The organism is Streptomyces sp. NPDC005863 (assembly GCF_042871345.1).
In the GTDB taxonomy this organism is placed as follows: domain Bacteria; phylum Actinomycetota; class Actinomycetes; order Streptomycetales; family Streptomycetaceae; genus Streptomyces.
Genome location: NZ_JBIAII010000001.1, coordinates 841687 through 866389 on the forward strand (window position 1 = coordinate 841687; position 24703 = coordinate 866389).

General features: G+C 70.2%; 20 protein-coding genes. 11 read left to right on the plus strand and 9 right to left on the minus strand.

The annotated features are described in order from the left end of the window. Window positions 1-88: 88 nt before the first annotated feature. Window positions 89-1834 (minus strand): class I SAM-dependent DNA methyltransferase, encoded by a 1746-nt coding sequence (locus ACFYO9_RS03550; protein WP_358777714.1) that lies wholly within the window; start codon window positions 1832-1834, stop codon window positions 89-91. Between the two features lie 278 nt (window positions 1835-2112). Beyond that, on the minus strand, window positions 2113-3201 hold the full coding sequence (gene ychF, locus ACFYO9_RS03555; RefSeq protein ID WP_358777715.1) for a redox-regulated ATPase YchF: 1089 nt from the start codon (window positions 3199-3201) through the stop codon (window positions 2113-2115). 410 nt (window positions 3202-3611) lie between these two features. On the opposite strand from ychF, the gene ACFYO9_RS03560 reads away from it, so the two are divergent. Then, window positions 3612-4091: a DUF6542 domain-containing protein gene (locus ACFYO9_RS03560; RefSeq protein ID WP_388665934.1), complete on the plus strand. Its 480-nt coding sequence runs from the start codon at window positions 3612-3614 to the stop codon at window positions 4089-4091. Between the two features lie 116 nt (window positions 4092-4207). Here the strand turns inward: ACFYO9_RS03560 and ppgK are convergent, their stop codons facing one another. Together ppgK and ACFYO9_RS03570 are read right to left on the minus strand one after the other, a co-directional pair. Next, window positions 4208-4948 (minus strand): polyphosphate--glucose phosphotransferase, encoded by a 741-nt coding sequence (ppgK, locus tag ACFYO9_RS03565; RefSeq protein WP_358777716.1) that lies wholly within the window; start codon window positions 4946-4948, stop codon window positions 4208-4210. Between the two features lie 27 nt (window positions 4949-4975). Further along, window positions 4976-5959, minus strand: a complete 984-nt coding sequence (locus ACFYO9_RS03570; protein WP_388665936.1) for a 4-hydroxy-3-methylbut-2-enyl diphosphate reductase — start codon at window positions 5957-5959, stop codon at window positions 4976-4978. A gap of 115 nt (window positions 5960-6074) precedes the next feature. Between ACFYO9_RS03570 and ACFYO9_RS03575 the strand changes: the two genes are divergently transcribed. The 4 genes from ACFYO9_RS03575 to ACFYO9_RS03590 all read left to right on the plus strand — a co-directional run bounded on the left by ACFYO9_RS03575 (window position 6075) and on the right by ACFYO9_RS03590 (window position 10494). Next, the gene (locus ACFYO9_RS03575; protein WP_358777718.1) at window positions 6075-7478 is read left to right on the plus strand and encodes an APC family permease; all 1404 of its coding nucleotides are present in this window, start codon (window positions 6075-6077) and stop codon (window positions 7476-7478) included. Between the two features lie 685 nt (window positions 7479-8163). Then, window positions 8164-9468 carry an exodeoxyribonuclease VII large subunit gene (xseA, locus tag ACFYO9_RS03580; RefSeq protein WP_358777719.1) on the plus strand — a complete coding sequence of 435 codons (1305 nt, stop codon included), beginning with the start codon at window positions 8164-8166 and terminating at the stop codon, window positions 9466-9468. Window positions 9469-9477: 9 nt separating this feature from the next. Then, window positions 9478-9726, plus strand: coding sequence for an exodeoxyribonuclease VII small subunit (locus ACFYO9_RS03585; protein ID WP_358710245.1), 249 nt, complete (start codon window positions 9478-9480; stop codon window positions 9724-9726). A 177-nt stretch (window positions 9727-9903) separates the two neighbouring features. After that, window positions 9904-10494, plus strand: coding sequence for a malonic semialdehyde reductase (locus tag ACFYO9_RS03590; protein ID WP_355803286.1), 591 nt, complete (start codon window positions 9904-9906; stop codon window positions 10492-10494). Window positions 10495-10589: 95 nt separating this feature from the next. Here ACFYO9_RS03590 and ACFYO9_RS03595 read toward each other — a convergent pair whose 3' ends face one another. Further along, complete coding sequence (locus ACFYO9_RS03595) at window positions 10590-11108, minus strand: DUF4245 domain-containing protein (RefSeq protein ID WP_355803288.1); 519 nt, start codon at window positions 11106-11108, stop codon at window positions 10590-10592. 231 nt (window positions 11109-11339) lie between these two features. Here ACFYO9_RS03595 and glpX point away from each other — a divergent pair, with 231 nt between their 5' ends. Next, complete coding sequence (gene glpX, locus ACFYO9_RS03600) at window positions 11340-12371, plus strand: class II fructose-bisphosphatase (RefSeq protein WP_359331362.1); 1032 nt, start codon at window positions 11340-11342, stop codon at window positions 12369-12371. Between the two features lie 72 nt (window positions 12372-12443). Here glpX and ACFYO9_RS03605 read toward each other — a convergent pair whose 3' ends face one another. Both ACFYO9_RS03605 and ACFYO9_RS03610 read right to left on the minus strand, forming a co-directional pair. Beyond that, window positions 12444-12857 carry a WhiB family transcriptional regulator gene (locus tag ACFYO9_RS03605; protein WP_355803292.1) on the minus strand — a complete coding sequence of 138 codons (414 nt, stop codon included), beginning with the start codon at window positions 12855-12857 and terminating at the stop codon, window positions 12444-12446. 143 nt (window positions 12858-13000) lie between these two features. Next, the gene (locus ACFYO9_RS03610) at window positions 13001-13660 is read right to left on the minus strand and encodes a DUF1707 domain-containing protein (protein WP_355803294.1); all 660 of its coding nucleotides are present in this window, start codon (window positions 13658-13660) and stop codon (window positions 13001-13003) included. 201 nt (window positions 13661-13861) lie between these two features. Between ACFYO9_RS03610 and ACFYO9_RS03615 the strand changes: the two genes are divergently transcribed. Beyond that, the gene (locus ACFYO9_RS03615) at window positions 13862-15529 is read left to right on the plus strand and encodes a fumarate hydratase (protein ID WP_358777538.1); all 1668 of its coding nucleotides are present in this window, start codon (window positions 13862-13864) and stop codon (window positions 15527-15529) included. Between the two features lie 81 nt (window positions 15530-15610). Here ACFYO9_RS03615 and ACFYO9_RS03620 read toward each other — a convergent pair whose 3' ends face one another. Continuing rightward, window positions 15611-17170, minus strand: coding sequence for a ricin-type beta-trefoil lectin domain protein (locus tag ACFYO9_RS03620; RefSeq protein ID WP_358777539.1), 1560 nt, complete (start codon window positions 17168-17170; stop codon window positions 15611-15613). 122 nt (window positions 17171-17292) lie between these two features. On the opposite strand from ACFYO9_RS03620, the gene ACFYO9_RS03625 reads away from it, so the two are divergent. From ACFYO9_RS03625 to ACFYO9_RS03640, 4 genes are all read left to right on the plus strand, one after another. Further along, the gene (locus tag ACFYO9_RS03625) at window positions 17293-18705 is read left to right on the plus strand and encodes a class II fumarate hydratase (RefSeq protein WP_358777540.1); all 1413 of its coding nucleotides are present in this window, start codon (window positions 17293-17295) and stop codon (window positions 18703-18705) included. Window positions 18706-18971: 266 nt separating this feature from the next. Next, window positions 18972-19658, plus strand: a complete 687-nt coding sequence (locus ACFYO9_RS03630) for a DUF402 domain-containing protein (RefSeq protein ID WP_358777541.1) — start codon at window positions 18972-18974, stop codon at window positions 19656-19658. Between the two features lie 116 nt (window positions 19659-19774). After that, on the plus strand, window positions 19775-20107 hold the full coding sequence (locus ACFYO9_RS03635; protein ID WP_358777542.1) for a hypothetical protein: 333 nt from the start codon (window positions 19775-19777) through the stop codon (window positions 20105-20107). A 62-nt stretch (window positions 20108-20169) separates the two neighbouring features. Then, window positions 20170-22371, plus strand: coding sequence for a SpoIIE family protein phosphatase (locus ACFYO9_RS03640; RefSeq protein ID WP_358777543.1), 2202 nt, complete (start codon window positions 20170-20172; stop codon window positions 22369-22371). Between the two features lie 79 nt (window positions 22372-22450). On the opposite strand, the gene ACFYO9_RS03645 is transcribed toward ACFYO9_RS03640, so the two are convergent. Continuing rightward, window positions 22451-24703, minus strand: coding sequence for a transglycosylase domain-containing protein (locus ACFYO9_RS03645; RefSeq protein WP_358777544.1), 2253 nt, complete (start codon window positions 24701-24703; stop codon window positions 22451-22453).

Here is a 24703-nt window from a genome sequence, read left to right on the forward strand (position 1 = left end):
GCTGGCCAGGGTGCACCGTTCACGCTGGTCCCACTCTGAACAGAGCTGACGATTCGCTTGAGTGCAATGTTTCGCCAGTTCGCCCGACTCATTTCTCAACCTCACGCAGCAATTCCATAATCTTGCTGATCTGCTTCTCCAGATCAGCGTCGATCTCGGCAAGCGAGCGGGGTGAAGCGTGCTTGAAGAAATGGCGGGTGAAGGGGATCTCGTATCCGATCTTGATCTTGCCCCAGTCGATCCAGGCATCGGGTACATGTGGCTTCACTTCGGCGTCGAAGTACGCCTGGATGACCTCACGCTCCCCCGCTGCACCAGCCGTCGAGTCGCCATAGGAGAAGGGAACGTTTTCGGTGTCGCGCTTCTTCGCATCAGGCTTCGGGTTGCCCTTACGGTCGACGACGGGCCTACCGTCATCATCCAGCTGCGGGCGTTCGACGGTAACGGTCCAGTAGCCGAACTCGTCGTTGCGCAGCATCTTGGAAAGGTCAGGATCGGCCTCCCAGGAGTCGGCGTACAACTGCACGATCTTGGCGCGGTCATCGTCGCTGATCTCACGGTTCTTTGATCCGAGGCTCTTACGCATCTTGGTCCAGAACGATGCACCGTCAATGAGTTGGACCTTGCCGTGGCGGTCAGGATGCTTGGTGTTGTCTAGGATCCAGATGTAGGTGGCGATGCCGGTGTTGAAGAACATGTTGGTCGGCAACCCAACGATCGCCTCGACGAGGTCGTTCTCCAGCAGCCACCGGCGGATGTTGGAAGGACCGGATTCGGCGCCGCCGTTGAAGAGCGGAGAGCCGTTCATGACGATGCCGACGCGACCGCCGCCATCCTCGGGTGCACGCATCTTGTGGGCCAGATGGAGCAGGAAGAGCATCTGCCCGTCCGAGATCGCCGGGAGGCCCGGCGCGAAACGACCGTAGGGGCCAGCAGAGTCTCGTTCCTCCTTGACAGCCTTGGCGTACTGCTTCCAGTCCACCCCGTAGGGAGGGTTGGACATGCAGAAGTCGAACTGGCGGCCCTTGAAAGCGTCGTCAGTAAGCGTGTTACCGAAGGCGATGTTGGTCGCGTCGTGGCCCTTGGCGAGTAGGTCTGACTTACAGATGGCGTACGACTGGGGGTTGTACTCCTGGCCGTACAGGCTCAGCTTGGCCTCGGGGTTCTGGGCGAGAAGATGCTCCTCTGCAAGGGAGAGCATTCCGCCGGTGCCGGCGGTGGGGTCGTACAGCGACCGGATGATGCCGCCCTCTGTAAGGTCGACGTCCTTCTCCGCGAAGAGCAAATCGACCAGCAGCCGGATGGCATCACGCGGCGTGTAGTGGTCTCCGGAAGTCTCGTTCGCGGCCTCGTTGAACTTGCGGATGATGTACTCGAACGCATCCCCCATGTCTGCGTTGGACACCACGTCGGGATGCAGGTCGACGGCACCGAAGGACTTGACGATCTCGCGCAGGAGCCCGGCCTTCTCCAGAGCCAGGATCTCCTTCTTGAAGTCGAAGTACTCGAACACGTCCACGTCGGCGGAGAACCGGTCGATGTAGTCAGCGAGGTTGTCCGCCAGCCCGTCCGCATCGGCCAGCAGGTTCGCGAACTCGTAGTTGGAGGTGTTGTAAAACGTCCGCCCCGTGGCCTTCTTGACCTCGACCTTGAGCCGGTTCGGGTTCTCGTACCGCGCAGCCAGCTCTCGCACCATCGCGCGATCAGGCTCGAGGATGCAGTCGAGCCGCCTCAGGATCGTGAACGGAAGGATCACGGTCCCGTACTGGTTGGGGCGATAGGGGCCCCGAAGTTGGTCAGCGATAGACCAGATGAAGCTACCGAGCGCGCTCACAAGTTCCTCACGAGAATCGTCTAGCAGTGCCGATCACTTTGCCAGAGCCAGCAGCCACCGTCCCACGGTTCAGCCACTCTCCGGAGTGGGGCCCAGCACCGGCAGGGCATCCACGTCCCAGCACAATCCCAGCACCGTACGGATGACCAGGGATGACGACAGGTGACGAGGGATCAGCTATCCCAGCACGGGAAAAAACAAAGGGCCCGACTCCGAAGAGTCGGACCCCATCTGAGCTGCACGTTTGCCAGATCAGCGACGTGGTGTTATGTCAGCCGCTACAAATTGAAGCGAAACTCCACCACATCCCCGTCCTGCATCACATACTCCTTGCCCTCCATGCGCGCCTTGCCCGCCGCCCTGGCGTCCGCCACCGAGCCCGTTTCCACCAGGTCCTCGAAGGAGATGACCTCCGCCTTGATGAAGCCCTTCTGGAAGTCCGTGTGGATGACGCCCGCCGCCTCGGGGGCGGTCGCTCCCTGCTTGATCGTCCAGGCTCGGGATTCCTTCGGGCCCGCCGTCAGGTAGGTCTGCAGGCCCAGCGTGCGGAAGCCCACGTGGGCCAGGGTGGCCAGGCCCGGCTCCTCCTGGCCCACCGACTGGAGGAGTTCGAGGGCCTCGTCCTCGTCCAGCTCCGCGAGGTCCGACTCCAGCTTCGCGTTGAGGAAGATCGCCTCCGCGGGGGCGACCAGCGCGCGCTGGTCCGCCTTGAAGTCGTCGTCCGTCAGCTCGTCCTCGTCCACGTTGAAGACGTAGAGGAAGGGCTTGGTCGTCAGGAGGTGCAGGTCGTGCAGGGGCTCCTCGTTGCCCGAGCCCTGGACGATGCCCGCAGAGAAGAGCGTGTCGCCCTTCTCCAGGATCTCCTTGGCCGCCTCCACCGCCTTCACCTTCGGCGCGATGTCCTTCTTGATGCGCGACTCCTTCTGGAGGCGCGGCAGGACCTTCTCGATGGTCTGGAGGTCCGCGAGGATCAGCTCGGTGTTGATCGTCTCGATGTCGTCCTTGGGCGAGACCTTGCCGTCGACGTGCACGACGTTCTCGTCCTTGAAGGCGCGGATGACCTGGCAGATCGCGTCCGACTCGCGGATGTTCGCGAGGAACTTGTTGCCCAGGCCCTCGCCCTCGCTCGCGCCGCGCACGATGCCCGCGATGTCGACGAAGTCGACCGTCGCCGGCAGGACCTTCTGGGAGCTGAAGATTTCCGCCAGTTTCGTGAGGCGGGGGTCCGGGACGCCCACCACGCCGACGTTCGGCTCGATCGTGGCGAACGGGTAGTTGGCCGCCAGCACGTCGTTCTTGGTCAGGGCGTTGAACAGGGTCGACTTGCCGACATTGGGCAGACCGACGATTCCGATCGTGAGCGACACGTTGCGACTTCCCGTACGTGAGGGCAGTGGGTGGACGGCCCGGAGGGCCGGAGCGACCGTGGGGCGATCCCCCAGTCTACGGCGTGCCGTCGACGCCCCCGCCTGCCCCGTCGGGCTCGGGTGAGGGACCCGGCGACGGGGCGGAAGGGACCGGGGCGAGTGCCCTCGAACGGATGGCCAAGGTCGTATCAAAGGCGTGTCCCGCGACCGCTTCGGCGCGGTCTCCGTCCTAGGTTGGTCCAGTGGAGCAACCCAGGACGCGTCCCCCTCAGTCCGCCCCCAGGGCCCCCTCACCGGCGCGGCCGCGCCGGCCCGCCCGGCTGCCCCCACAGGGCCGGCCCGCCGCCGCGGGTGCGGCCTACCGTGCCGCGCCGCGTCCGCGCCGCCCCGCACCGCCGTTGGTACGGGCCGTGCGCCGCTCCCCGCTCTACCGCAGGGTGCGCCCGCTCTACCGCACGCTGCGGCGCATCCCGAACCCCCGCCTCACCGGGCTCGGCAGCGGACTCTTCTGCGCCGCGGTGATGTTCCTGTTCGCCTGTCTGCTGCGCCTGATCGCGGACGGTTCCGTCGTCGCGTACGGCGTGCTCTTCGTGCCCGTGGCCGCGCTCACCGCGCTCTGGGTGCGCCCGGCCGACCTGGTCAGCGCGCCCGTCGGCGTACCGATCGCCTTCGCGGCCGGGGTGCTGCCCATCGCCGGGGGCACGGGCGGCCTCGGCGGCCAGTTCATGGGGCTCGTCACGACGCTCGCCTTCTACGCCGGCTGGCTCTACGGCGGGACGCTCCTCGCCGGCCTCATCGTGACCGTCCGACGGATCAAGCTCATGACCCGGCGGCGCGAGGCCCGCCCCCCGCAACGCCCCGCCCCCGGGAAGCGCCTGCCCGTCTCGTGACGCCCCGTGCGGTGGGCCGTCTCGTGGTGTCCGGCTCGTGACGTGAGAGGGGGCGGCCCACCAGCTCGGGCCGCCCCCTCCGCCTTCCGCGTACCTCTACGTACAGCTACGTATCTCTACGCCTCCGCCGCCGCCATCGCCGCCCCCACGATCCCCGCGTTGTTCTGCAGCTGCGCCGGTACGATCTCCGCCTCGATGCCCTCGATCAGCGGCAGGAACTTGTGCGCCTTGCGGCTCACGCCGCCGCCGATGATGAACAGCTCCGGCGAGAACAGCATCTCCACGTGCGCCAGGTACTTCTGTACGCGGCGCGCCCAGTGCTCCCAGCTCAGGCCCTCGTCCTCACGGGCCTTGGAGGATGCCTTCTTCTCCGCGTCGTGGCCGCGCAGTTCGAGGTGGCCGAGTTCCGAGTTGGGGACCAGGCGGCCGCCCGTGAAGAGCGCGCTGCCGATGCCCGTGCCGAGGGTGAGCAGGATGACCGTGCCCTTGCGGTCGCGGCCCGCGCCGAAGTGCATCTCGGCGACGCCCGCCGCGTCCGCGTCGTTCAGGACCGTCACCGGGACTCCGCCGAGGCGCTCGGAGACCAGTCTGCGGATGTCCGTGCCGATCCAGCTCTTGTCCACGTTGGCCGCGGTCCGCGCGGTGCCGTCGGTGATCACTCCGGGGAAGGTCGCGCCGACGGCGCCCTTCCAGTCGAAGTGCTTCACCACCTCGCACACACCGTCGACCACCGCGTCCGGCGTCGCCGGATGCGGGGTCAGCACCTTGTGCCGCTCTTGCGTCAGGTCTCCACGGTCCAGGTCCACGGGAGCGCCCTTGATCCCTGATCCGCCGATGTCCACACCGAAGATCTGCATGGACCCCACCGTACGACCCGCGCGCGCTCAGCGCTGCGAGAGCTCCGCCGCCTCGGCACGCAGGTCCCTGCGCAGCTCCTTGGGCAGCGAGAAGGTGATGGACTCCTCGGCCGTCTTCACCGTCTCCACGTCGCCGTACCCCCGCTCGGCCAGCCACTCGATGACGCCGTCCACCAGGACGTCCGGCACGGAGGCGCCCGAGGTCAGGCCGACCGTGGTGACGCCCTCCAGCCAGGCCTCGTCGATCTCGTCGGCGCCGTCCACCAGGTACGAGGCGGCGGCGCCCGCGTCCAGGGCGACCTCGACCATGCGGATGGAGTTCGAGGAGTTCTTGGAGCCGACGACGATGACCAGCTCGGCGTCCTCGGCCAGCTTCTTCACCGCGGTCTGGCGGTTCTGCGTGGCGTAGCAGATGTCGTCGCTGGGCGGCGAGAGGAGGTTCGGGTACTTGCCCTTCAGGGCGTCGACCGTCTCCATCGTCTCGTCCACGGAGAGCGTGGTCTGGGAGAGCCAGACGACCTTGTCCGGGTCGCGCACCTCGACGTTCGCCACGTCCTCGGGGCCGTCCACCAGCGTGATGTGGTCGGGCGCCTCGCCGGACGTGCCGATGACCTCCTCGTGGCCCTCGTGGCCGATCAGGAGGATGTCGTAGTCCTCCTTGGCGAACCTGACCGCTTCCTTGTGCACCTTCGTGACCAGCGGGCACGTCGCGTCGATGGTCGCGAGCCCGCGCTCGGCGGCCTCCGCGTGGACGGTCGGGGCGACGCCGTGCGCCGAGAACATCACGATGGACCCCTCGGGGACCTCCGCCGTCTGGTCGACGAAGATCGCGCCCTTCTTCTCCAGGGTCTGCACCACGTATTTGTTGTGGACGATCTCGTGGCGTACGTAGATCGGGGCCCCGTACTGCTCCAGGGCCTTCTCGACGGCGATCACGGCACGGTCCACGCCCGCGCAGTAGCCACGGGGAGCGGCGAGCAGGACACGGCGGGAGCCAGGCGTAGCAGTCATGCCCACCATCGTACGGCCGCGTCCGGCGCGCGTCGGGCCCCGTCCAGCGCGTCAAAGATCGCGCGGTTGGGGAGACTGGAGGCTGCGTTGATCTACGGAGGCAGACGGAGGCACGATGTCCGGTCAGTCCGCAAGTACGGGAGCCCACACCCCGGGTGCCGAACCCGCCGGGGGCGCCGGGGGTGAGGGGCTGCGGCGCAGTCTCGGCTTCCGCGACCTCGTCGTCTACGGGCTGCTCTTCATCGCCCCCATGGCGCCGGTCGGCGTCTTCGGGACGCTCGACGCGAAGTCGCACGGCGCCGTCGCCCTGGTCTATCTGGTCGCCACGGTCGCGATGGCGTTCACCGCATTCAGCTACGCCCAGATGGTCCGCGTCGTTCCCCAGGCGGGGTCCGTCTTCGCCTACGCGCGCGCGGGGCTCGGCAAGGGGCCCGGTTTCATCGCCGGGTGGATGGCGATGCTGGACTACCTCCTCATCCCCGCGGTGGCGTACCTCTTCTCCGGGATCGCCATGAACTCCCTGGTGCCCTCGGTGTCGCGATGGGTGTGGACGGCCCTCGCGGTGCTCATCACGACCGCGCTGAACCTGTGGGGCGTGCGGGCGGCGGCGCGGGTCGGCTTCGCGGTGCTCGCCATGGAGGTCGTGGTCCTGTTGGTCTTCGTCGTGGCGGCGGTGGTCGTACTCGTACGGGACGGGGCACAGCGCGACTGGCTGTCGCCGTTGACGGGGGACGGCTCGCAGGGCGCGTTCGCGCTGTCGGCGGTGGTGGGCGCGGTGTCGATCGCCGTCCTGTCCTATCTGGGCTTCGACGCGATCGCCGCGTTCGCGGAGGAGGTGACGGGCGGGTCGGCGAAGGTCGCGCGGGCGGTGCTGTTCTGTCTGGCGCTCGCGGGCGTGCTGTTCGTCGCCCAGACGTATCTGGTGGCGCTCCTGGAGCCGATGTCGTCGGCGGAGCTCGCGGCGGATCCGGGCAAGCAGGGGACGGCGTTCTACGACGCGGTGGACTCGGCGGCGGGGACGTGGCTGCACGACCTGGTGGCGGCGAGCAAGGCGATCGGTGCGGCGTTCGCTGCGCTGGCGGGGCAGGCGGCGGCGGGACGATTGCTCTTCGCGATGGCACGTGATCGGCGGCTGCCGAAGGCTCTGTCACGGACGGACTCCGGTACGCCGCGGGTCGCGCTGCTGTGTGCGGCGGTCGTGACGATGGTGGCGGCGGTGTGGGCGGCTCGGCGGGACGACGGGATGGACCACCTCGTGTCGGTGGTCGACATCGGTGCGCTCACGGCCTTCCTGCTGTTGCACGCGAGCGTGGTGGGGTGGTTCGCCGTGCGGCACCGGGAGGACGGGTTCAGCTGGTGGCGCCACGTCCTGATCCCCGCGCTCGGCGCGGCGATCGTGGTGGCGGTCATCTGGGAGGCCTCGGGCACGGCGCAGGTGGTGGGGGCGGTCTGGTTGGGGGCGGGGTTGGTGGTTTTGGGTGTTCAGGGGGTGGGGGGTGGGAGTGAGGGGCGGCGGTGAGGGGTTGGGGGTGCTGTCTTGTGCGGGTCCCTTGCAGGGGGCTTGGGCGTTCACTGTCGTCCGCGGCCCGGCGGGTTGATTTGCGCAGTTCCCCGCGCCCCTGAGTAGGCCGGGCGTTCGTTGTTGTCCGCGGGCCGGTGGGGTGTTTGCGCAGTTCCCCGCGCCCCTGAATGGGCCGGGCGTTCGCTGTTGTCCGCGGCGCCGTGGGGTGATTTGCGCAGTTCCCCGCGCCCCTGAGTAGGCCGGGCGTTCGTCGTTGTCCGCGGCCCCGTGGGTTGATTGCGCAGTTCCCCGCGCCCCTGAGTAGGCCGGGCGTTCGTCGTTGTCCGCGACCCGGTGGGGTGTTTGCGCAGTTCCCCGCACCCCTGAGTAGGCCGGGCGTTCGTCGTTGTCCGCGACCCGGTGGGGTGTTTGCGTAGTTCCCCGCACCCCTGAATGGGCGCGTGGCGGGTGGCGTGCGCACCCGGTTGCCTCAGGGGCGCGGGGAACTGCGCGACCAGCCACCGTCGGGGCGCGGAAGACAACGCACATCCGCCCCCTACCCCCAGGGGCGCGGGGAACTGCGCGACCAGCCCCCACCGGGGCGCGGAAGACAACGATCAACGCCCAAGCCCCCTGCAAGGAACTGCACACGGACCCGCCACCGCACCGGGGCGATGTCACCGTTCACGACTACCCTCTCCGCATGGCTCTCAACACCTCCGCGGACGCCCCCCTCCCCGTGGGGGAGGTGTCGCGGCTCATCGGTGGATGGATCGATCGGCTCGGCGCGATCTGGGTCGAGGGGCAGATCACGCAGCTGTCCCGCAGGCCCGGCGCCGGCGTCGTCTTCATGACGCTGCGCGACCCCTCGCACGACATCTCCGTGAGCGTCACCTGTTATCGCCAGGTCTTCGACGCCGTGGCGGACGTCGTCTCCGAGGGCGCCCGTGTCGTCGTACGGGCCAAGCCCGAGTGGTACGAACGGCGCGGCCAGCTGTCGTTGCGGGCCGCCGAGATAAAGCCGGTCGGCGTCGGCGAGCTGCTCGCGCGGATCGAGCAGCTGAAGAAGAGCCTCGCCGCGGAGGGGCTCTTCTCGCCCGAGCGCAAGAAGACCCTGCCGTTCCTGCCGCAGCTCATCGGACTCGTCACCGGCCGCGCCTCCGCCGCCGAGCGCGACGTCCTGGAGAACGCCCGGCACCGCTGGCCGGCCGTCCGCTTCGAGGTGCGCAACGTCCCCGTCCAGGGCGTGCACGCCGTGCCGCAGGTCGTCCAGGCCGTGAAGGACCTCGACGCGCACGGCGAGGTCGACGTGATCATCGTGGCGCGCGGCGGCGGCAGCGTGGAGGACCTGCTGCCCTTCTCGGACGAGCAGCTCGTGCGGGCCGTCGCCTCCTGCCGTACGCCCGTCGTCTCCGCGATCGGGCACGAGCCGGACAACCCCCTGCTCGACCACGTGGCGGACCTGCGCGCCTCCACCCCCACCGACGCCGCCAAGAAGGTCGTGCCGGACGTCGGCGAGGAGTACGAGCGCGTGCAGTGGCTCCGCGACCGCGCCCGCCGCAGCATCGACGCCTTCCTGGAGCGGGAGACCCGCGGCCTGGCGCACGCCCTGGGCCGCCCCGCCATGGAACACCCGCACCGCATGGTCGAGGAGCGCGAGGAGCAGGTCGCCGCGCTCGTCGACCGCAGCCGCCGCACCCTCGGGCACCTGCTCGACCGGGCGGGATCGGAGCTGACGCACACCCACGCGCGCGTGGTGGCCCTCTCCCCCGCCGCGACCCTCCAGCGGGGGTACGCGGTGCTGCAGAAGCCGGACGGCACGGTGGTGCGGGCGCCGGCGGAGGTGGCCGCCGACGAGGAGCTGCGGGCCCGCGTCGCCGAGGGCGACTTCACCGTACGAGCGGTGGGGGCGGCCCAGCCGACGGCGGAGGCCGTGCGACCGGGAACCGCACAGCCGGGTGCCGCACGACCAGGAACCGTACAAAACTCTGACAACGGCGAGAATTAGGGTGGGCGCATGACCAGCAAGACGGATGAGGCCGCGGTCTCCACGGACGCGCTCGGCTACGAGCAGGCGCGCGACGAGCTCATCGAGGTCGTACGCCGCCTGGAGACCGGCGGGACGACCCTGGAGGAGTCGCTCGCGCTCTGGGAGCGCGGCGAGGAGCTCGCGAAGATCTGCCGCCGCTGGCTGGACGGCGCGCGGGCCCGGCTCGACGCGGCCCTCGCCGGCCCGGACACGGCCGGCGACGACCCGGACGTCTGAGGCCCCGGGGGCGAGACCGGGGCGCGCCGCCGCGGAACCGCTCCCCTCCGCGGGCTGTGAACCGGATCACGCAGGTCCAGTTTTGATTGAAAGTTGAACAGTAGAGACGTACTGTCGTAGTCGCGAGCCCGGTGACGGGTTCGGTCGACACCCCCGTACGTTCAAGAAGGTTGATCCATGTCTCTCGTACTTGACCCCGCCGCCCAGGACCTGCTCTTCCGCGAGGCCCGCACCGCGAACACCTTCACCGACGAGCCGGTCACCGAGGAGCAGGTCCAGGCGATCTACGACCTGGTCAAGTACGGCCCGACCGCCTTCAACCAGTCGCCGCTGCGCGTCACGCTGGTCCGCTCCCCCGAGGCCCGCGAGCGCCTGGTCCAGCACATGGCCGAGGGCAACCGCCCCAAGACGTCGGCCGCGCCGCTCGTCGCGATCCTCTCCGCGGACAACGAGTTCCACGAGGAGCTCCCGGCCCTGTTCCCGCACTTCCCGCAGGCCAAGGACGCCTTCTTCTCGGAGCGCCCGGTCCGCGAGCAGGCCGCGCTGGTGAACGCCACGCTGCAGGCCGCCTACTTCATCGTCGGCGTCCGCGCCGCCGGTCTGGCCGCGGGCCCGATGACGGGCTTCGACTTCGCGGGCGTCCAGAAGGAGTTCCTGGACGACGACCACACCCCGCTGATGGTCGTCAACATCGGCAAGCCGGGCGAGGACGCCTGGTTCCCGCGCTCCCCGCGCCTGGCCTACGACGACGTCATCACCACGGTCTGACACGGCACGCGAAGGGCCCCCGGCACACCGCCGGGGGCCCTTCGTGCGTCTGCTCCATGCGTCTGCGGCGTCCGCGGCCTCCGCGGCCGGCGCGTTCAGGACATCTTCAGCGACTCGGCCATCTTCGCCAGCTGCTTCGGGGAGGCCGTGCCGGTGACCACCGTCGTCGCACCCTTCTCGCTCATCACCAGGGCGTCGTACTTCGCGCCCTCGTACCGGTGCCAGGTGCGGCCCTTGATGTCCTCGACGGCATCGGTCTTCTTGGCGTCGTGCGTGACCCGCTTGATGTACGCCGCCGGCTTGGCGGTGGACTGCTCGATGGCCACGTACTCGTCGTGCGGGTCGAGGAAGCCCAGGTGCCAGGAGTCGTTCTCCTCGCCCTTGAACCGCACCGACGTCGGCGTCCACTTCTCCGACAGGCCCTCGGGGGCCGCCACCGGGTACTTCGCGGCCCGCTGGGCCGTCAGGAGCTCCACGCGGTAGTCGACCCGCTTGGCGGGGTTCTTGGACTCGTCATGCGGGACGAAGATGTAGATCACGCCCGCTGCGAGGGCGATCACCACCAACGACCACAGCATGTTCTTGACGGTCTGGGTGCCTTGTCTTCCTGCCACGACCCCATGGTCTCAGGCTCCGGACGCGCTCCCGCCCCCGGTGTCCGGGTCGCGGCCCGCGGAGCCGTCCGGTCCGCTCATGCGTGGGGTCCTCTGCTCATTTTGTCGGCCTGCGGATAGAGTCATCAGCGACCCTCATCCGGTTCGCCCTCCCGTCTCCGACCGCCGCCCTTCCCAGGACGCCCTACGGGCGCGCCGTTTTTTAACGCATCAGCAGAAAGGTGCGCTCCGATGACCGAGCATCATCTCCCGTCCGAGCTCGAGGTCTCCCCCGAGGCCCCCGACCGCAACCTCGCCCTGGAGCTCGTCCGGGTCACCGAGGCCGCCGCGATGGCCGCGGGCCGCTGGGTCGGCCGCGGCGACAAGAACGGCGCGGACGGCGCCGCCGTGCGCGCCATGCGCACCCTCGTCTCCACCGTCTCGATGAACGGCGTCGTCGTCATCGGCGAGGGCGAGAAGGACGAGGCCCCGATGCTCTTCAACGGAGAGCGCATCGGCGACGGCACCGGCGCCGAGGTCGACATCGCCGTCGACCCCATCGACGGCACCACCCTCACCGCCAAGGGCCAGCCCAACGCCATCGCCGTCCTGGCCGCCGCCGACCGCGGCGCCATGTTCGACCCCTCCGCCGTCTTCTACATGGACAAGCTCGTCACGGGCCCCGAAGCCGCCGACTACGTCGACATCAACGCACCCGCCTCCGTCAACATCCGCCGCGTCGCCAAGGCCAAGAACTCCTCGCCCGAGGACGTCACGGTCATGATCCTGGACCGCCCCCGCCACGAGGGCATCGTCAAGGAGATCCGCGAGACCGGCGCCCGGATCAAGTTCATCTCCGACGGCGACGTCGCAGGCTCGGTCATGGCCGTGCGTGAGGGCACCGGCGTCGACCTGCTCATGGGCATCGGCGGCACCCCCGAGGGCATCATCTCGGCCTGCGCGATCAAGTGCCTGGGCGGCACCATCCAGGGCAAGCTGTGGCCGAAGGACGACGCGGAGCGCCGGCGCGCCATCGACGCCGGCCACGACCTGGACCGCACGCTCTCCACCGACGACCTGGTCAAGGGCGACAACGTCTTCTTCGTCGCCACCGGCATCACCGACGGCGAGCTGCTCCAGGGCGTGCGCTACCGGGCGGCGAACGCCTCGACCTCGTCCCTGGTGATGCGCTCCAAGTCGGGCACGATCCGCAAGATCGACTCCGACCACCGGCTGTCGAAGCTGCGCGCCTACAGCGCCGTCGACTTCGACCGCGCCAAGTAGGGCCATACGCATGCCGAAGGGGGCGTCCCGTGCGGGGGACGCCCCCTTCGGCGTGTGTCCGCCAGCCAGGTCCTACCCCGCGGCCGCTATGCCCGTGGCGTGCGTCGTCTTCTTCAGCTCCAGGTCGCGCCGGCGACGGCGGGCCAGGACCACCCGGCGCTCGGCGGCGGTGAGGCCGCCCCACACGCCGTACGGCTCGGGCTGCAGGAGGGCGTGCTCGCGGCACTCGACCATCACGGGGCAGCGGGCGCAGACGCGCTTGGCGGCCTCCTCGCGGGAGAGCCGTGCCGCCGTGGGCTCCTTGGAGGGGGCGAAGAACAGGCCGGCCTCGTCACGACGGCACACCGCCTCGGTGTGCCACGGGGCGTCGTCGTCCCGATCTCGCGCCGGCGCCCCTCCCCAAGCGCTCGACTGCGCTCGTGCAGGGGACGCCCCACCGCCCGGAACTGCGGCGACCTGCAGAGACTGATGCGACGGTTGCAGCACTGGTCTACTCCTGACGACGGCTTCGCGAGCGAGAGACGATGCTGCAAGCTCTACCCGCTGTGTGCGCGCCTATGCACTGAGTTCCGATGTACGGACGTGTGGCCTCCTCATGGCGGCCGTGCGCGTCGTCATCGGCGTCGTCGTCAGCGACCCAGATGCTTGCGCAGCTGCCGGTGCAGATCGTGGACGAGCTTGCCCCGCTTGGGCCGCGCCTCGATGCTGCCCAGGATCGCGAAACCGTCCACGTACACCACGGGGGCGTCCTGGTCGGGCGAGTCGAGCGTGTCCACCTCGAAGCTGCCGAGGACGCCTCCGCCGCTGCCGCGCAGCGACACGTTCTCCGGGACGCGGATGTCGACCGAGCCGAAGACCGAGATGGCCTTGATGACCACCTGCCGCTGCTCGAAGATCGCCTCGCTCAGGTCGATCTCGACGCTGCCGAACACCGCGTACGCATGCGTGCGGCGGCCCACCCGCCAGCGACCACGCCGCGCCGAGCTGCTGAGCACCGCGACGAGGTTCTCGTCGGCGAACGGCGGGACGACACCCGGCGACGGCCGGGCGGGCGCCGGCTCGGGAGCGTGGCCCCGCGCGGTGTGCGCCGCGTCGTGGGCCGCGGGCAGGTCGTGGACCAGCGGCTCCAGGTCGGCCATCGTCTTGGCGCGGTAGACCCCGTCGATCCGCTCCGCGTGCTCCTCCGCGGTCAGCCGGCCCTCGGCCAGCGCCTCGCGCAGGATGTCCGCCGTACGGTCCCGGTCGGTGTCGGAGGCGCGGAGCGCCGGGGGCTGCTTTTCGAGGTCCACGGAAGCAGCGTACCCAGACGCGATAGATCGCGACCAGCCCCTGTATCGCGACGATCGGCGGCCGGGTCCCGTCGCCGGGGCGCCGTGACCGCCCGCACTGAGCCTTACCTCACAGGATCGGGCCGTCGGCGTCGTTCTACGCTGGATGGCGCGTCGCCAATGGAGGCCGCGCCGCTGTCTGCCGAGTGAGGAATGGCCGTAATGCCAGAGTTTGAGTACTCCGATCTGCTCCCCCTGGGAGAGGACACCACCCCGTACCGGCTGGTGACCGCCGAGGGTGTCGCCACCTTCGAGGCCGACGGGCGGACGTTCCTCAAGGTCGACCCGGAGGCGCTGCGCACGCTGGCCGCCGAGGCGATCCACGACATCCAGCACTATCTGCGCCCGGCCCACCTGGCCCAGCTGCGCCGCATCGTCGACGACCCCGAGGCCTCCGGCAACGACAAGTTCGTGGCGCTCGACCTGCTCAAGAACGCCAACATCGCGGCGGCCGGCGTGCTGCCCATGTGCCAGGACACCGGCACCGCGATCGTCATGGGCAAGCGCGGCCAGAACGTCCTCACCGAAGGTGAGGACGAGAAGGCGCTCTCCAAGGGCATCTTCGACGCGTACACGAAGCTGAACCTGCGCTACTCGCAGATGGCCCCGCTGAACATGTGGGAGGAGAAGAACACCGGCTCCAACCTCCCCGCCCAGATCGAGCTGTACGCGACCGACGGCGGCGCCTACAAGTTCCTCTTCATGGCCAAGGGCGGCGGCTCGGCCAACAAGTCGTTCCTCTACCAGGAGACGAAGGCGGTCCTGAACGAGGCCTCCATGATGAAGTTCCTGGAGGAGAAGATCCGTTCGCTGGGCACGGCCGCGTGCCCGCCGTACCACCTGGCGATCGTCGTGGGCGGCACGTCCGCCGAGTTCGCCCTGAAGACCGCCAAGTACGCCTCCGCGCACTACCTGGACGAGCTGCCCGCCGAGGGCTCGCCGACCGGCCACGGCTTCCGGGACAAGGAGCTGGAGGAGAAGGTCTTCGAGCTGACCCAGAAGATCGGCATCGGCGCGCAGTTCGGCGGCAAGTACTTCTGCCACGACGTGCGCGTGGTGCGCCTGCCCCGGCACGGCGCCTCGCTGCCCGTCGCCATCGCCGTCTCCTGCTCGGCCGACCGCCAGGCCACCGCGAAGATCACCGCCGAGGGCGTCTTCCTGGAGCAGCTGGAGACGGACCCGGCGCGCTTCCTGCCGGACACCGAGGACTCCCACCTGGACGAGTCCGCTGACGTCGTCAAGATCGACCTCAACCAGCCGATGGACGCCATCCTCGCCGAGCTCACCAAGCACCCGGTGAAGACCCGTCTCTCCCTCACCGGCCCCCTCGTCGTGGCCCGCGACATCTCGCACGCCAAGATCAAGGAGCGGCTCGACGCGGGCGAGGAGATGCCGCAGTACCTGAAGGACCACCCGGTGTACTACGCGGGCCCCGCGAAGACCCCCGAGGGCTACGCGTCCGGTTCCTTCGGGCCCACCACCGCCGGCCGCATGGACTCCTACGTGGAGCAGTTCCAGGCGGCGGGCGGCTCCAAGGTGATGCTGGCCAAGGGCAACCGCTCCCAGCAGGTCACCGACGCGTGCGACGCGCACGGCGGCTTCTACCTCGGCTCGATCGGCGGCCCGGCCGCGCGGCTCGCCCAGGACTGCATCAAGAAGGTCGAGGTCGTCGAGTACGAGGAGCTCGGCATGGAGGCGGTCTGGAAGATCGAGGTCGAGGACTTCCCGGCCTTCATCGTCGTCGACGACAAGGGCAACGACTTCTTCCAGAACCCGGCCCCCGAGCCGACGTTCACGCACATTCCGGTACGGGGCCCGGGTCTGGCGTAGTACGGAGGTACGGGTGCGCCCTGTCAGGGGCGCGGTGAACTGCGCGACCAGCCAGGGCGCACCCGCACACTCGACGAACCCTCAGGCGAACCGCTGATTCGCGGCCCCCGAACACTTCTGCAGCCGCACCGGCTCCTTCGGCCCCGCAAGGGTGAGACAGAGCCCCTCCGCGGCAGCGGGCCGTACCGTCCCGGACGCACGTACGAACTTCTGGTTCGTACCGCCGTGGCAGTCCCAGAGGGTGACGGCGGCGCCCTCCTTGTAGGCGCCGTCGGGCACGTCGAGGCAGCGGTCCTGGGTCAGCCCGGTGTGCAGCGACTGCTGCCCGCCGGACGCGCCGTCGTACCACCAGGTCTGGTTGCGGTTGCCGGTGCAGTCCCAGCCCTGGACCTTGGTGCCGTTGCGGCTCTTGGAGGCGTCGACGTCGACGCAGGTGCCGGTGGCCTCGTTCTTCAGCGGCTCGTACGCGTCGTCCCAGGCGCCCTCGTACAGCCGCGGGCTGCCCGTGCTCGCCGGGTCCGCGCAACTGCCCTCGCGCTTGGCGGAGTTGTAGATCTGCGTGAGGCAGGACGCGAAGGCGGCGTGGCCGCGGGCGTTGGGGTGGAAGGACTGGCGCACCGAGTTGGAGTCCGGCGGGAACGGGTTGGACAGGTCGACGTAGAGGCCGCGCGCCCAGGTGTTCTCCGTGCAGACCTCGTGGCCGTGGAAGAGCCGGGAGTTGTCGAGGTAGACCGCGCCCGCGTTCCTGGCCGCCTTGCGCATGCCGGTCTCGAAGGCGGGCACCGCGACGTTGCGGCCCCACTCGGTGTCGGAGTCGTAGCCGAGGCCGCCGCAGACCAGCTTGCCGGGGAACTCGGGGTTGTCGCGGAAGTCCGGGCCGATCGGACTCGGGTAGCCCATGGCGACGAGCTTGTAGTCGCCGTCCTGGTAACCGGCGTCCTTCATGACGGTCTTCAGGTCGCGGATGGACTGCTCGACCTTGGGCACGAGGGCGTCCACGCGCGCCTGCCAGCCGTCGTTGTACTTGCCCGCGCAGGCGCCCTGGCTGAGCAGGAAGCGGGTGACGCAGTCCGTCATGACCGGGGCGAACTGGAGGTCGTCGTTGGCGCCGATGACGAGCAGGATCGTCTTGATCTTCGTGTTGCGCGCCTTGATCGCCAGGTTGTCGCTCTGCACCAGCTCGTCGGCGTACTGCTTCTGGCCGCCGATCCGGATGTTCACGGTCTGCGCCCCCGAGCAGGCGACGTTGTACGTCACGTCGGCCGGGATGCCGGTGCGGTGGATCGCGGCGTCCGGCGATCGGTGGCACCAGTTGTCGGGGCCGTCCGTGCCGGGTTCGTACGTCCCGACGCCCTCGCCGGAGATCTCGCTGTCGCCGAGCGAGATCAGGCCGGTCTTGCGCTCGGCCATCGGGCGCTCGGCCGGGCCGCCGTACAGCTTCGTCGCCTCCTGCGCCCGGATCTTCTCCAGCTCGGGCGGCAGGGGCGTGGCGGCGGTCGCCCTCGCCCCGTCGCCGTCGGCCGCCTGGGCGGGTACGGCCGCGGCCGTACCGAGCACGACGGTCATCGCGGCCGCCGCCGCGAACGAACATCGCAGGCGGCTCCGGCCGCTGCCTCGTCCACTGCGCCTGATGCGCTTCATTGCGCCTCCCCGGTGTGGTGTTACCCAGGGTTTTTACTGGTGGGTAGCAGGCTTGGGAATACCTGGAACAAGACAAGTGCTCAACTTTTTACGGGGTTTGAACGGAGAGGTAGGTTCAGGGCATGACCAGTGACGCCAGCGACGACCGCACCGGCGCGTACCGGATCGAGCACGACTCCATGGGCGAGGTGAAGGTCCCCGCGCACGCCAAGTGGCGGGCCCAGACCCAGCGCGCGGTGGAGAACTTCCCCGTCTCCGGGCAGGTGCTCGAACGCGCCCACATCGCCGCCCTGGCCCGGATCAAGGCGGCCGCCGCCCAGGTCAACGCCGAGCTGGGCGTGGTCGACAAGGACGTCGCCGAGGCCATCGCCGCCGCGGCCGCCGAGGTCGTCGACGGCCGCTGGGACGACCACTTCCCGGTCGACGTCTTCCAGACCGGCTCCGGCACCTCGTCCAACATGAACACCAACGAGGTCCTCGCCACGCTCGCGACGGAACGCCTCGGCCGCGACGTCCACCCCAACGACCACGTCAACGCCTCGCAGTCGTCCAACGACGTCTTCCCCTCCTCGATCCACATCGCGGCGACGGCCGCCGTCACCGGCGATCTGATCCCCGCCCTGGAGCACCTCGCCGCCGCCCTCGAGCGCAAGGCCGAGGAGTTCGCGGACGTCGTGAAGTCCGGTCGTACGCACCTGATGGACGCGACGCCTGTGACGCTCGGCCAGGAGTTCGGCGGGTACGCGGCGCAGGTGCGGTACGGCGTCGAGCGGCTGCGCGCCTCGCTGCCCCGCCTCGCCGAACTGCCGCTGGGCGGCACCGCGGTGGGCACCGGCATCAACACTCCGCCCGGTTTCGCCGCCGCCGTCATCGCCGAGGTCGCGCGGGCCACCGGCCTTCCGCTCACCGAGGCCCGCGACCACTTCGAGGCGCAGGGCGCCCGGGACGGCATCGTCGAGACCAGCGGCCAGCTGCGGACCGTCGGCGTCGGCCTGACGAAGATCGCCAACGATCTGCGGTGGATGGCGTCGGGCCCGCGCACGGGGCTCGCCGAGATCAACCTTCCCGACCTCCAGCCCGGTTCGTCGATCATGCCCGGCAAGGTCAACCCGGTGATCCCGGAGGCCGCGCTGATGGTCGCCGCGCAGGTCACCGGGAACGACGCGACGGTCGCGGCGGCGGGGGCCGCCGGCAACTTCGAGCTGAACGTCATGCTGCCGGTCATCGCCAAGAACGTCCTGGAGTCGATCCGGCTGCTCGCCAACGTCTCCCGGCTGCTCGCCGACCGGACGGTCGACGGGATCACCGCGAACCGCGAGCGCGCGCGAGAGTACGCCGAGTCGTCGCCGTCGGTCGTGACGCCGCTCAACAAGTACATCGGGTACGAGGAGGCGGCGAAGGTCGCCAAGAAGTCCCTCGCCGAACGGAAGACCATCCGTGAGGTGGTCCTGGAGTCCGGGTATGTCGAGCGGGGCGACCTCACGCTGGAGCAGTTGGACGAGGCGTTGGATGTGCTGGGTATGACGCGGGCCTGACCGGGGTCTTCCCCTGGACCACGTCGCTGCGCGCGGCACCGTCCGGTGGGGGTGTGCCGTGTCTTCGGCTCAGGTCGGACGTCGCTGCGCCCGGCACCGGGGGCTGTGCCCACCCGTGCCGCCCTGCGGCACGCCTGCCCACAGCGGAGGGGCGGTCCCTCGGCGTGTTCGCCGCACGCCTGCCCACAGCGGAGGGGCGGTCCCTCGGCGTGTTCGCGGCACGCCTGCCCACAGCGGGGGGCTTGGGGGGCGTCTAGTATCTGTCCATGACAGACCTCGACGGGAAGACGGCGGCCGGTGGCGGGGCGGTGCGGTGGGCGCCCGGGGACCACATCCTGTGGCGGTACCGGGAGAACTCCGGGCCCCGCGTGCACATCTGTCGCCCCGTCACCGTCGTACGGGACACCGACGAACTGCTCGCCGTGTGGATGGCGCCCGGCACCGAGTGCGTGAAACCGGTCATCGCCGACGGGACGCCGCTGCACCGCGAGCCGCTCGCCACCCGCTACACCAAGCCGCGCGCCGTCCGCACCGGCCGCTGGTCCGGCACCGGCGTCCTCAAGCTCGCGCGGCCCCGCGACCCCTGGTCGGTCTGGCTCTTCTGGGACCCGGGCTGGCGGTTCAAGAACTGGTACGTGAACCTGGAGGAGCCGCGCACCCGGTGGGCCGGCGGCGTCGACTCCGAGGACCACTTTCTGGACATCTCCGTGCGCCCGGACCGCAGCTGGCGCTGGCACGACGAGGACGAGTTCGAGCAGGCCCTCCGGGTGGGTCTGATGGGCGCCGACAAGGCCGCCGACGTACGCGCCGCCGGGCAGGCCGCACTTGACGTGATCGCGGCGTGGGGGGCGCCGTTTTCGGACAACTGGCAGCACTGGCGCCCCGATCCGTCCTGGGTCGTACCCTCCCTTCCGGATGACTGGGACCGTACGCCCGCGCATGTGTCCTCATGAGACCCTTGATGCGCCCCCGTGGTTCAAACGTAGGATCGTCCTCCGCAAGGGCGCACAGCAGCAACTCCGTGCGTCCGCGCGGTGCCTGACAGGAAGTCATCGAGGGGCGGCAGAACGTGAGCGAGCACCGCAGAGGCCGGGCAACGGCCTGTGACACCATCGGGCAGCACGACGACGACGCCTTCCCGCACCCGGATCCGACCGCCCGCCGGCTGACCGGATCCGGCCGTACGGCGCTCGGCGCGGTTGGCTCGGCGGGCATGCTGGACCTGGCCGGAAAGAACGTCCCGGCAGCCGGGTTCCGGCGGTCCATGGCCGCGGCCGATCCGGATGACGCGGCGATTCCGTTCCTGGGACAGCCAATCCGGGTATCCGGTTACCTGGTGGACGAGAGCAGGGGAGGCCCCGACCCCGAACACCAGGTCTTTCCGCACTGCCGACGCGGCTGAGCAACGTGCAACGCTGGACGGCGCGCACGGCGCGCAGCCCCGGACGGACGGATTCAAAACGCGTGACGGAGCACCTCACCCCCCACGAGGGTCGCAAGGCACCAGCTGCCCGGCCGACCGCCCCCGCGGATCCCCGCGGGGCGCTGCTGCGTTCCCCCGAACCGCGGGAGGGCACCGGCGCGGGCGCCGGGTCGACGGCACCGACGGCCGCGCGGACACCCGCCGCCGCGCAGCCACCCCATCCGCAGACGCCCGCACCCCAGACCCCCAACCCGCAGACGCCCGCACCGCAGACACCCACCGCACAGGCATCCGCCGCCCGCACCCCGGCCGGCGACACGCGTTCGGAGGCGCCCGTGCCGTCCGGCGAGCACTCCCAGTCCCCGGCCGCCGAGCCCGACCCGCACCGGCCGCGCCCCGCGCCCGACAGCGGCGTACCGGCACAGCCCGGTCCCGCCCCGGACGGTTCCGCGGGGCCGCCGGACGGCGAGGAGCGGCGCTCCGGGCTGCCCAGGCCGCCGGGTGCGGCTCCGGTGGCGATGCGGCGCGACGGCGACCGGCTGCGCTTCGTGGGCGCCGCGACCCGGCGCATCGCCCGCGGCATCGACCTCGACGAGATCGTGATGGGGCTGTGCCGGGCGACCGTGCCGACGTTCTCCGACGCGATCCTGGTCTATCTGCGCGACCCGCTGCCCGTCGGCGACGAGCGGCCGACCGGCCCGCTGGTCCTGCGGCTGCGCCGCTCCGACCGGCTGCGCTCCCTCGAAGAGGGCGCCGACGAGCCGGACACCGACGGCGCCACCCCGCCCGCCCTCCAAGTGGTGCAGCCCGACATCGCCGATGTGATGGGCAGCGCCGAACTGTGCGAGGTGCGGCCCGGCGGCGCGCTCGCCGAGGTGCTGCGCGGGGTGCGTCCGGTCTTCGCGGACTCGGCGGCGGCGCGCGCCGCGCTGCCCGAACTGCTCGGCGAGGGGCGCACCCTGCCCGGCGGACAGCGGGCGATCCTCGCGCCGCTGCGGGGCCGGCGCCGGGTGATCGGCGCGGCCGTGTTCCTGCGCCGGCCCGACCGGCCCGCCTTCGAGGCGGACGACCTGCTGGTCGCCGCCCAGCTGGCCACGCACAGCGCGCTCGGCATCGACAAGGCCGTCCTGTACGGCCGCGAGGCGTACATCGCCGACGAGCTGCAGCGCACCATGCTCCCCGAGACCCTGCCCCGCCCGACCGGCGTGCGGCTCGCCTCGCGCTATCTGCCGGCCGCCGAGACGGCCCGGGTCGGCGGCGACTGGTACGACGCGATCCCGCTGCCCGGCAGCCGCGTCGCCCTGGTCGTGGGCGACGTCATGGGCCACTCCATGACCTCCGCCGCGATCATGGGCCAGCTCCGGACGACCGCACAGACCCTCGCCGGGCTCGACCTGCCGCCCCAGGAGGTCCTGCACCACCTCGACGAGCAGGCCCAACGGCTCGGCTCCGACCGCATGGCGACCTGCCTGTACGCGGTCTACGACCCGGTCGCGCACCGCATCACCATCGCCAACGCGGGCCACCCGCCGCCCGTCCTGCTGCACCTGGGCGGCCGCGCGGAGGTGCTCAGGGTCCCGCCGGGCGCCCCCATCGGCGTCGGCGGCGTCGACTTCGAGGCGGTGGAGCTGGACGCCCCCGCGGGCGCGACGCTGCTCCTGTACACGGACGGGCTCGTCGAGTCCCGGCTGCGCGACGTGTGGACCGGCATAGAGCAGCTGCGCGAACGCCTCGCCGCGACCGCCCAGTTGACCGGCCCCGACCACCCGCCGCCCTTGGAGGCGCTCTGCGACGAGGTGCTCGACATGCTCGGCCCCGGCGACCGGGACGACGACATCGCGCTGCTCGCCGCCCGCTTCGACGGGATCGCGCCGAGCGACGTCGCGTACTGGTTCCTGGAGCCGGAGAACGCGACACCCTCCCGCGCCCGCCGCCTGGCCCGCAGCGCCCTGGTCCGCTGGGGCCTGGAGGAGCTGAGCGACTCGGTGGAGCTCCTCGTCAGCGAGGTCGTGACCAACGCCGTGCGGTACGCGTCGCGGCCGATCACCCTGCGGCTGCTGCGCACCGACGTGCTGCGCTGCGAGGTCGGCGACGACGTCCCGCAACTCCCCCGCCTGCGCAACGCCCGCGCCACGGACGAGGGCGGCCGCGGCCTGTACCTGGTCAACAAGATGGCACGCCGCTGGGGAGCGACACGGCTGAGCACGGGCAAGGTGGTCTGGTTCGAGCTGAACCGGAACTGAGCGGCCCGCCACGGCACGTACGAAGGCGCCCCGGACCTTTGTGGTCCGGGGCGCCTTCGCATGCGGTCGCCTCGCGGGGTCAGTCCCTGTCGAACAGGTCGTCGTCCGGATCCGGCGGGAGATCCGGCGAGGTCGTCGGATCCGGCTCGGTCGTCGGCGGCGGGACCGTCGGTGACTTGGTCGGCGACTTCGTGGGCGACTTGGTCGGCGTCTTCGTCGGGGTCTTCGTCGGCGTCTTGGTCGGATCCGTGTCCGGCGTCGACGGGGTGCCCGACGGCTCCTTCGGGGCCTTCGACGTCGGGTCCGGGGGCGGCGCGACGGCCGCGCCCATGTCCGTGTCGAGGTCGAACTCGCTCGGCGAGCCCATGGCGTCGAAGGTGTACGCCGCCCAGATGTCTGCGGGGAAGCTGCCGCCGTCGACGCGGGCCCTGCCGCCGGCGCCCTTCATGGAGACCTGCTTGTTCTTCTCCGGGGTGCCCGGGGCGCCCTCGCCGAACAGGCCGACGGAGGTGACCAGCTTCGGCGTGTAACCCGTGAACCAGGCCGACTTGTTGTCGTCGGACGTACCGGTCTTGCCGGCCACGTCCTGCGAGGGGTTGCGCACCGCACCACCCGTACCGTCGTCGACCACGCCGGTGAGCACCGAGGTCAGCGAGTCGGCGGTGCCGCGCTTGATGACCTCATCGCCGACCGGGTCGGGCAGGTCGACGGTGCGGTCCTTGTGCTCGACGGAACCGACCAGCGCCGGGGTGACCTTCTTGCCGTGGTTGTCGAGCGTGGCGTACACGCCCGCCATCTCCAGCGGGCTCGCGCCCATGGAGCCCAGCGTCTGTGCGGGCACCGCGGGCAGGCCCTCGACGTTCATGCCGAGCTTGCCGGCCATCTCCATGACCTTGGGCATCCCCACGTCGACGCCCATCTGCGCGAAGACGGAGTTGATGGACTTGTTCATCGCCTTCTGGACGGTGACGGGCCCGTAGCTGCGGCCGTCCTCGTTCGGCGGCGCGAAGCTCACCTCGCTGCCCCGGACCGGGCGCCTGCTGGTGCCGTCGTAGATCGTGCCCGCCGTGATCGGCTTGCCGTCCTGCGTCGTGGCGCCGTCCTCCAGCGCGGCGGCGAGGATCAGCGGCTTGAACGTGGACGCCGACTGGTAGTCCCGCCGGGTGGCGTTGTTCGTGTAGTGCTTCACGTAGTCCTCGCCGCCGTACATGGCGAGGACCTTGCCGGTCTTCGGGTCGACGGACGCGGCGCCCGCCTGGACCCGCGCGTCGGCCTTGTTCTTCTTGCGGTCGAGCCGGTCGTTGAGCTTCTTGTCGACGGCCTTCTCGAGCTGCTTCTGCTTCTTGGGGTCGATGTTCAGCGTGACGGTGTAACCGCCCGCCTCGAACTCGGCCTCGCTCAGGTCGCTGTTGCGCAGGACCTCGCGCTTGGCCTCCTCCACGAGGTAGCCGATCTGGCCCTCACGGCCTGGCGGCGCCTTGGGGGTGTGCGGCTTGGGGAACGTCAGGCCTTCCCGCGTCCCCGAGTCCAGCCAGTCCTCCTCGACCATGTTGTCGAGGACGTAGTTCCAGCGCGCCTTGACCAGCTTCCTGCCGGTCGGCGTCGCGGACGTCCAGTCGTACTGGCTGGGGGCCTGCAGCAGCGCGGCCAGGTAGGCGCCCTGCGACACGCTCAGCTTCTCGGCGTCGACGCCGTAGTAGGCCTGGGCGGCTGCCTGGATGCCGTAGGCGCCGCGGCCGTAGTAGCTGGTGTTGATGTAGCCCGCGAGGATGTCGTCCTTGCTCTTCTCGCGGTCGACCTTCAGCGAGACGACCAGTTCCTTCAGCTTGCGGCTGACGGTCTGGTCCTGGCTGAGGTAGTAGTTCTTCACGTACTGCTGGGTGATCGTCGAGCCACCCTGCTTGCCTTTGCCCGTCACCGTGTTGATCAGACCGCGGGCCGTGCCCTTGAAGTCGACGCCCTCGTCCTTGTAGAAGGACTTGTTCTCCGCGGCGACGAAGGTCTTCTGGACGTCCTCGGGGACCTTGTCCAGGTCGACGATCTCGCGGTTCACGTCTCCGGTGCGGGCGATGACGTCGCCATTGCTGTACTTGTAGACGTTGCTCTGCATCCGTGCCGCGGCGTTGCCCTTGGGTATGTCCACCACGAGGTACAGGACCACGAAGCCGACCATGCCGAGCAGGCAGAACCCGAAGAACGTGCCGAGGATCTTCTTCCAGGTGAAGAAGCGGCGTATGCCGGTGCGCTTGGGCTTGCTCCGGCCTGACGGGCGCCCACGCGCTGCCCGGCGGGCACCGCGCTGCCGCGCTTGTCGTTCTTCGGCTCGGCCCAT

Excerpts from the sequence above, each read along its gene's own strand:
- ppgK (WP_358777716.1), bottom strand. The coding sequence starts at position 4,948 with ATGCAGATCTTCGGTGTGGACATCGGCGGATCAGGGATCAAGGGCGCT.
- ACFYO9_RS03570 (WP_388665936.1), bottom strand. The coding sequence starts at position 5,959 with ATGACTGCTACGCCTGGCTCCCGCCGTGTCCTGCTCGCCGCTCCCCGT.
- ACFYO9_RS03575 (WP_358777718.1), top strand. The coding sequence starts at position 6,075 with ATGTCCGGTCAGTCCGCAAGTACGGGAGCCCACACCCCGGGTGCCGAA.
- xseA (WP_358777719.1), top strand. The coding sequence starts at position 8,164 with ATGGCTCTCAACACCTCCGCGGACGCCCCCCTCCCCGTGGGGGAGGTG.
- ACFYO9_RS03585 (WP_358710245.1), top strand. The coding sequence starts at position 9,478 with ATGACCAGCAAGACGGATGAGGCCGCGGTCTCCACGGACGCGCTCGGC.
- ACFYO9_RS03590 (WP_355803286.1), top strand. The coding sequence starts at position 9,904 with ATGTCTCTCGTACTTGACCCCGCCGCCCAGGACCTGCTCTTCCGCGAG.
- glpX (WP_359331362.1), top strand. The coding sequence starts at position 11,340 with ATGACCGAGCATCATCTCCCGTCCGAGCTCGAGGTCTCCCCCGAGGCC.
- ACFYO9_RS03615 (WP_358777538.1), top strand. The coding sequence starts at position 13,862 with ATGCCAGAGTTTGAGTACTCCGATCTGCTCCCCCTGGGAGAGGACACC.
- ACFYO9_RS03620 (WP_358777539.1), bottom strand. The coding sequence starts at position 17,170 with ATGAAGCGCATCAGGCGCAGTGGACGAGGCAGCGGCCGGAGCCGCCTG.
- ACFYO9_RS03625 (WP_358777540.1), top strand. The coding sequence starts at position 17,293 with ATGACCAGTGACGCCAGCGACGACCGCACCGGCGCGTACCGGATCGAG.
- ACFYO9_RS03630 (WP_358777541.1), top strand. The coding sequence starts at position 18,972 with ATGACAGACCTCGACGGGAAGACGGCGGCCGGTGGCGGGGCGGTGCGG.
- ACFYO9_RS03645 (WP_358777544.1), bottom strand. The coding sequence starts at position 24,703 with ATGGGCCGAGCCGAAGAACGACAAGCGCGGCAGCGCGGTGCCCGCCGG.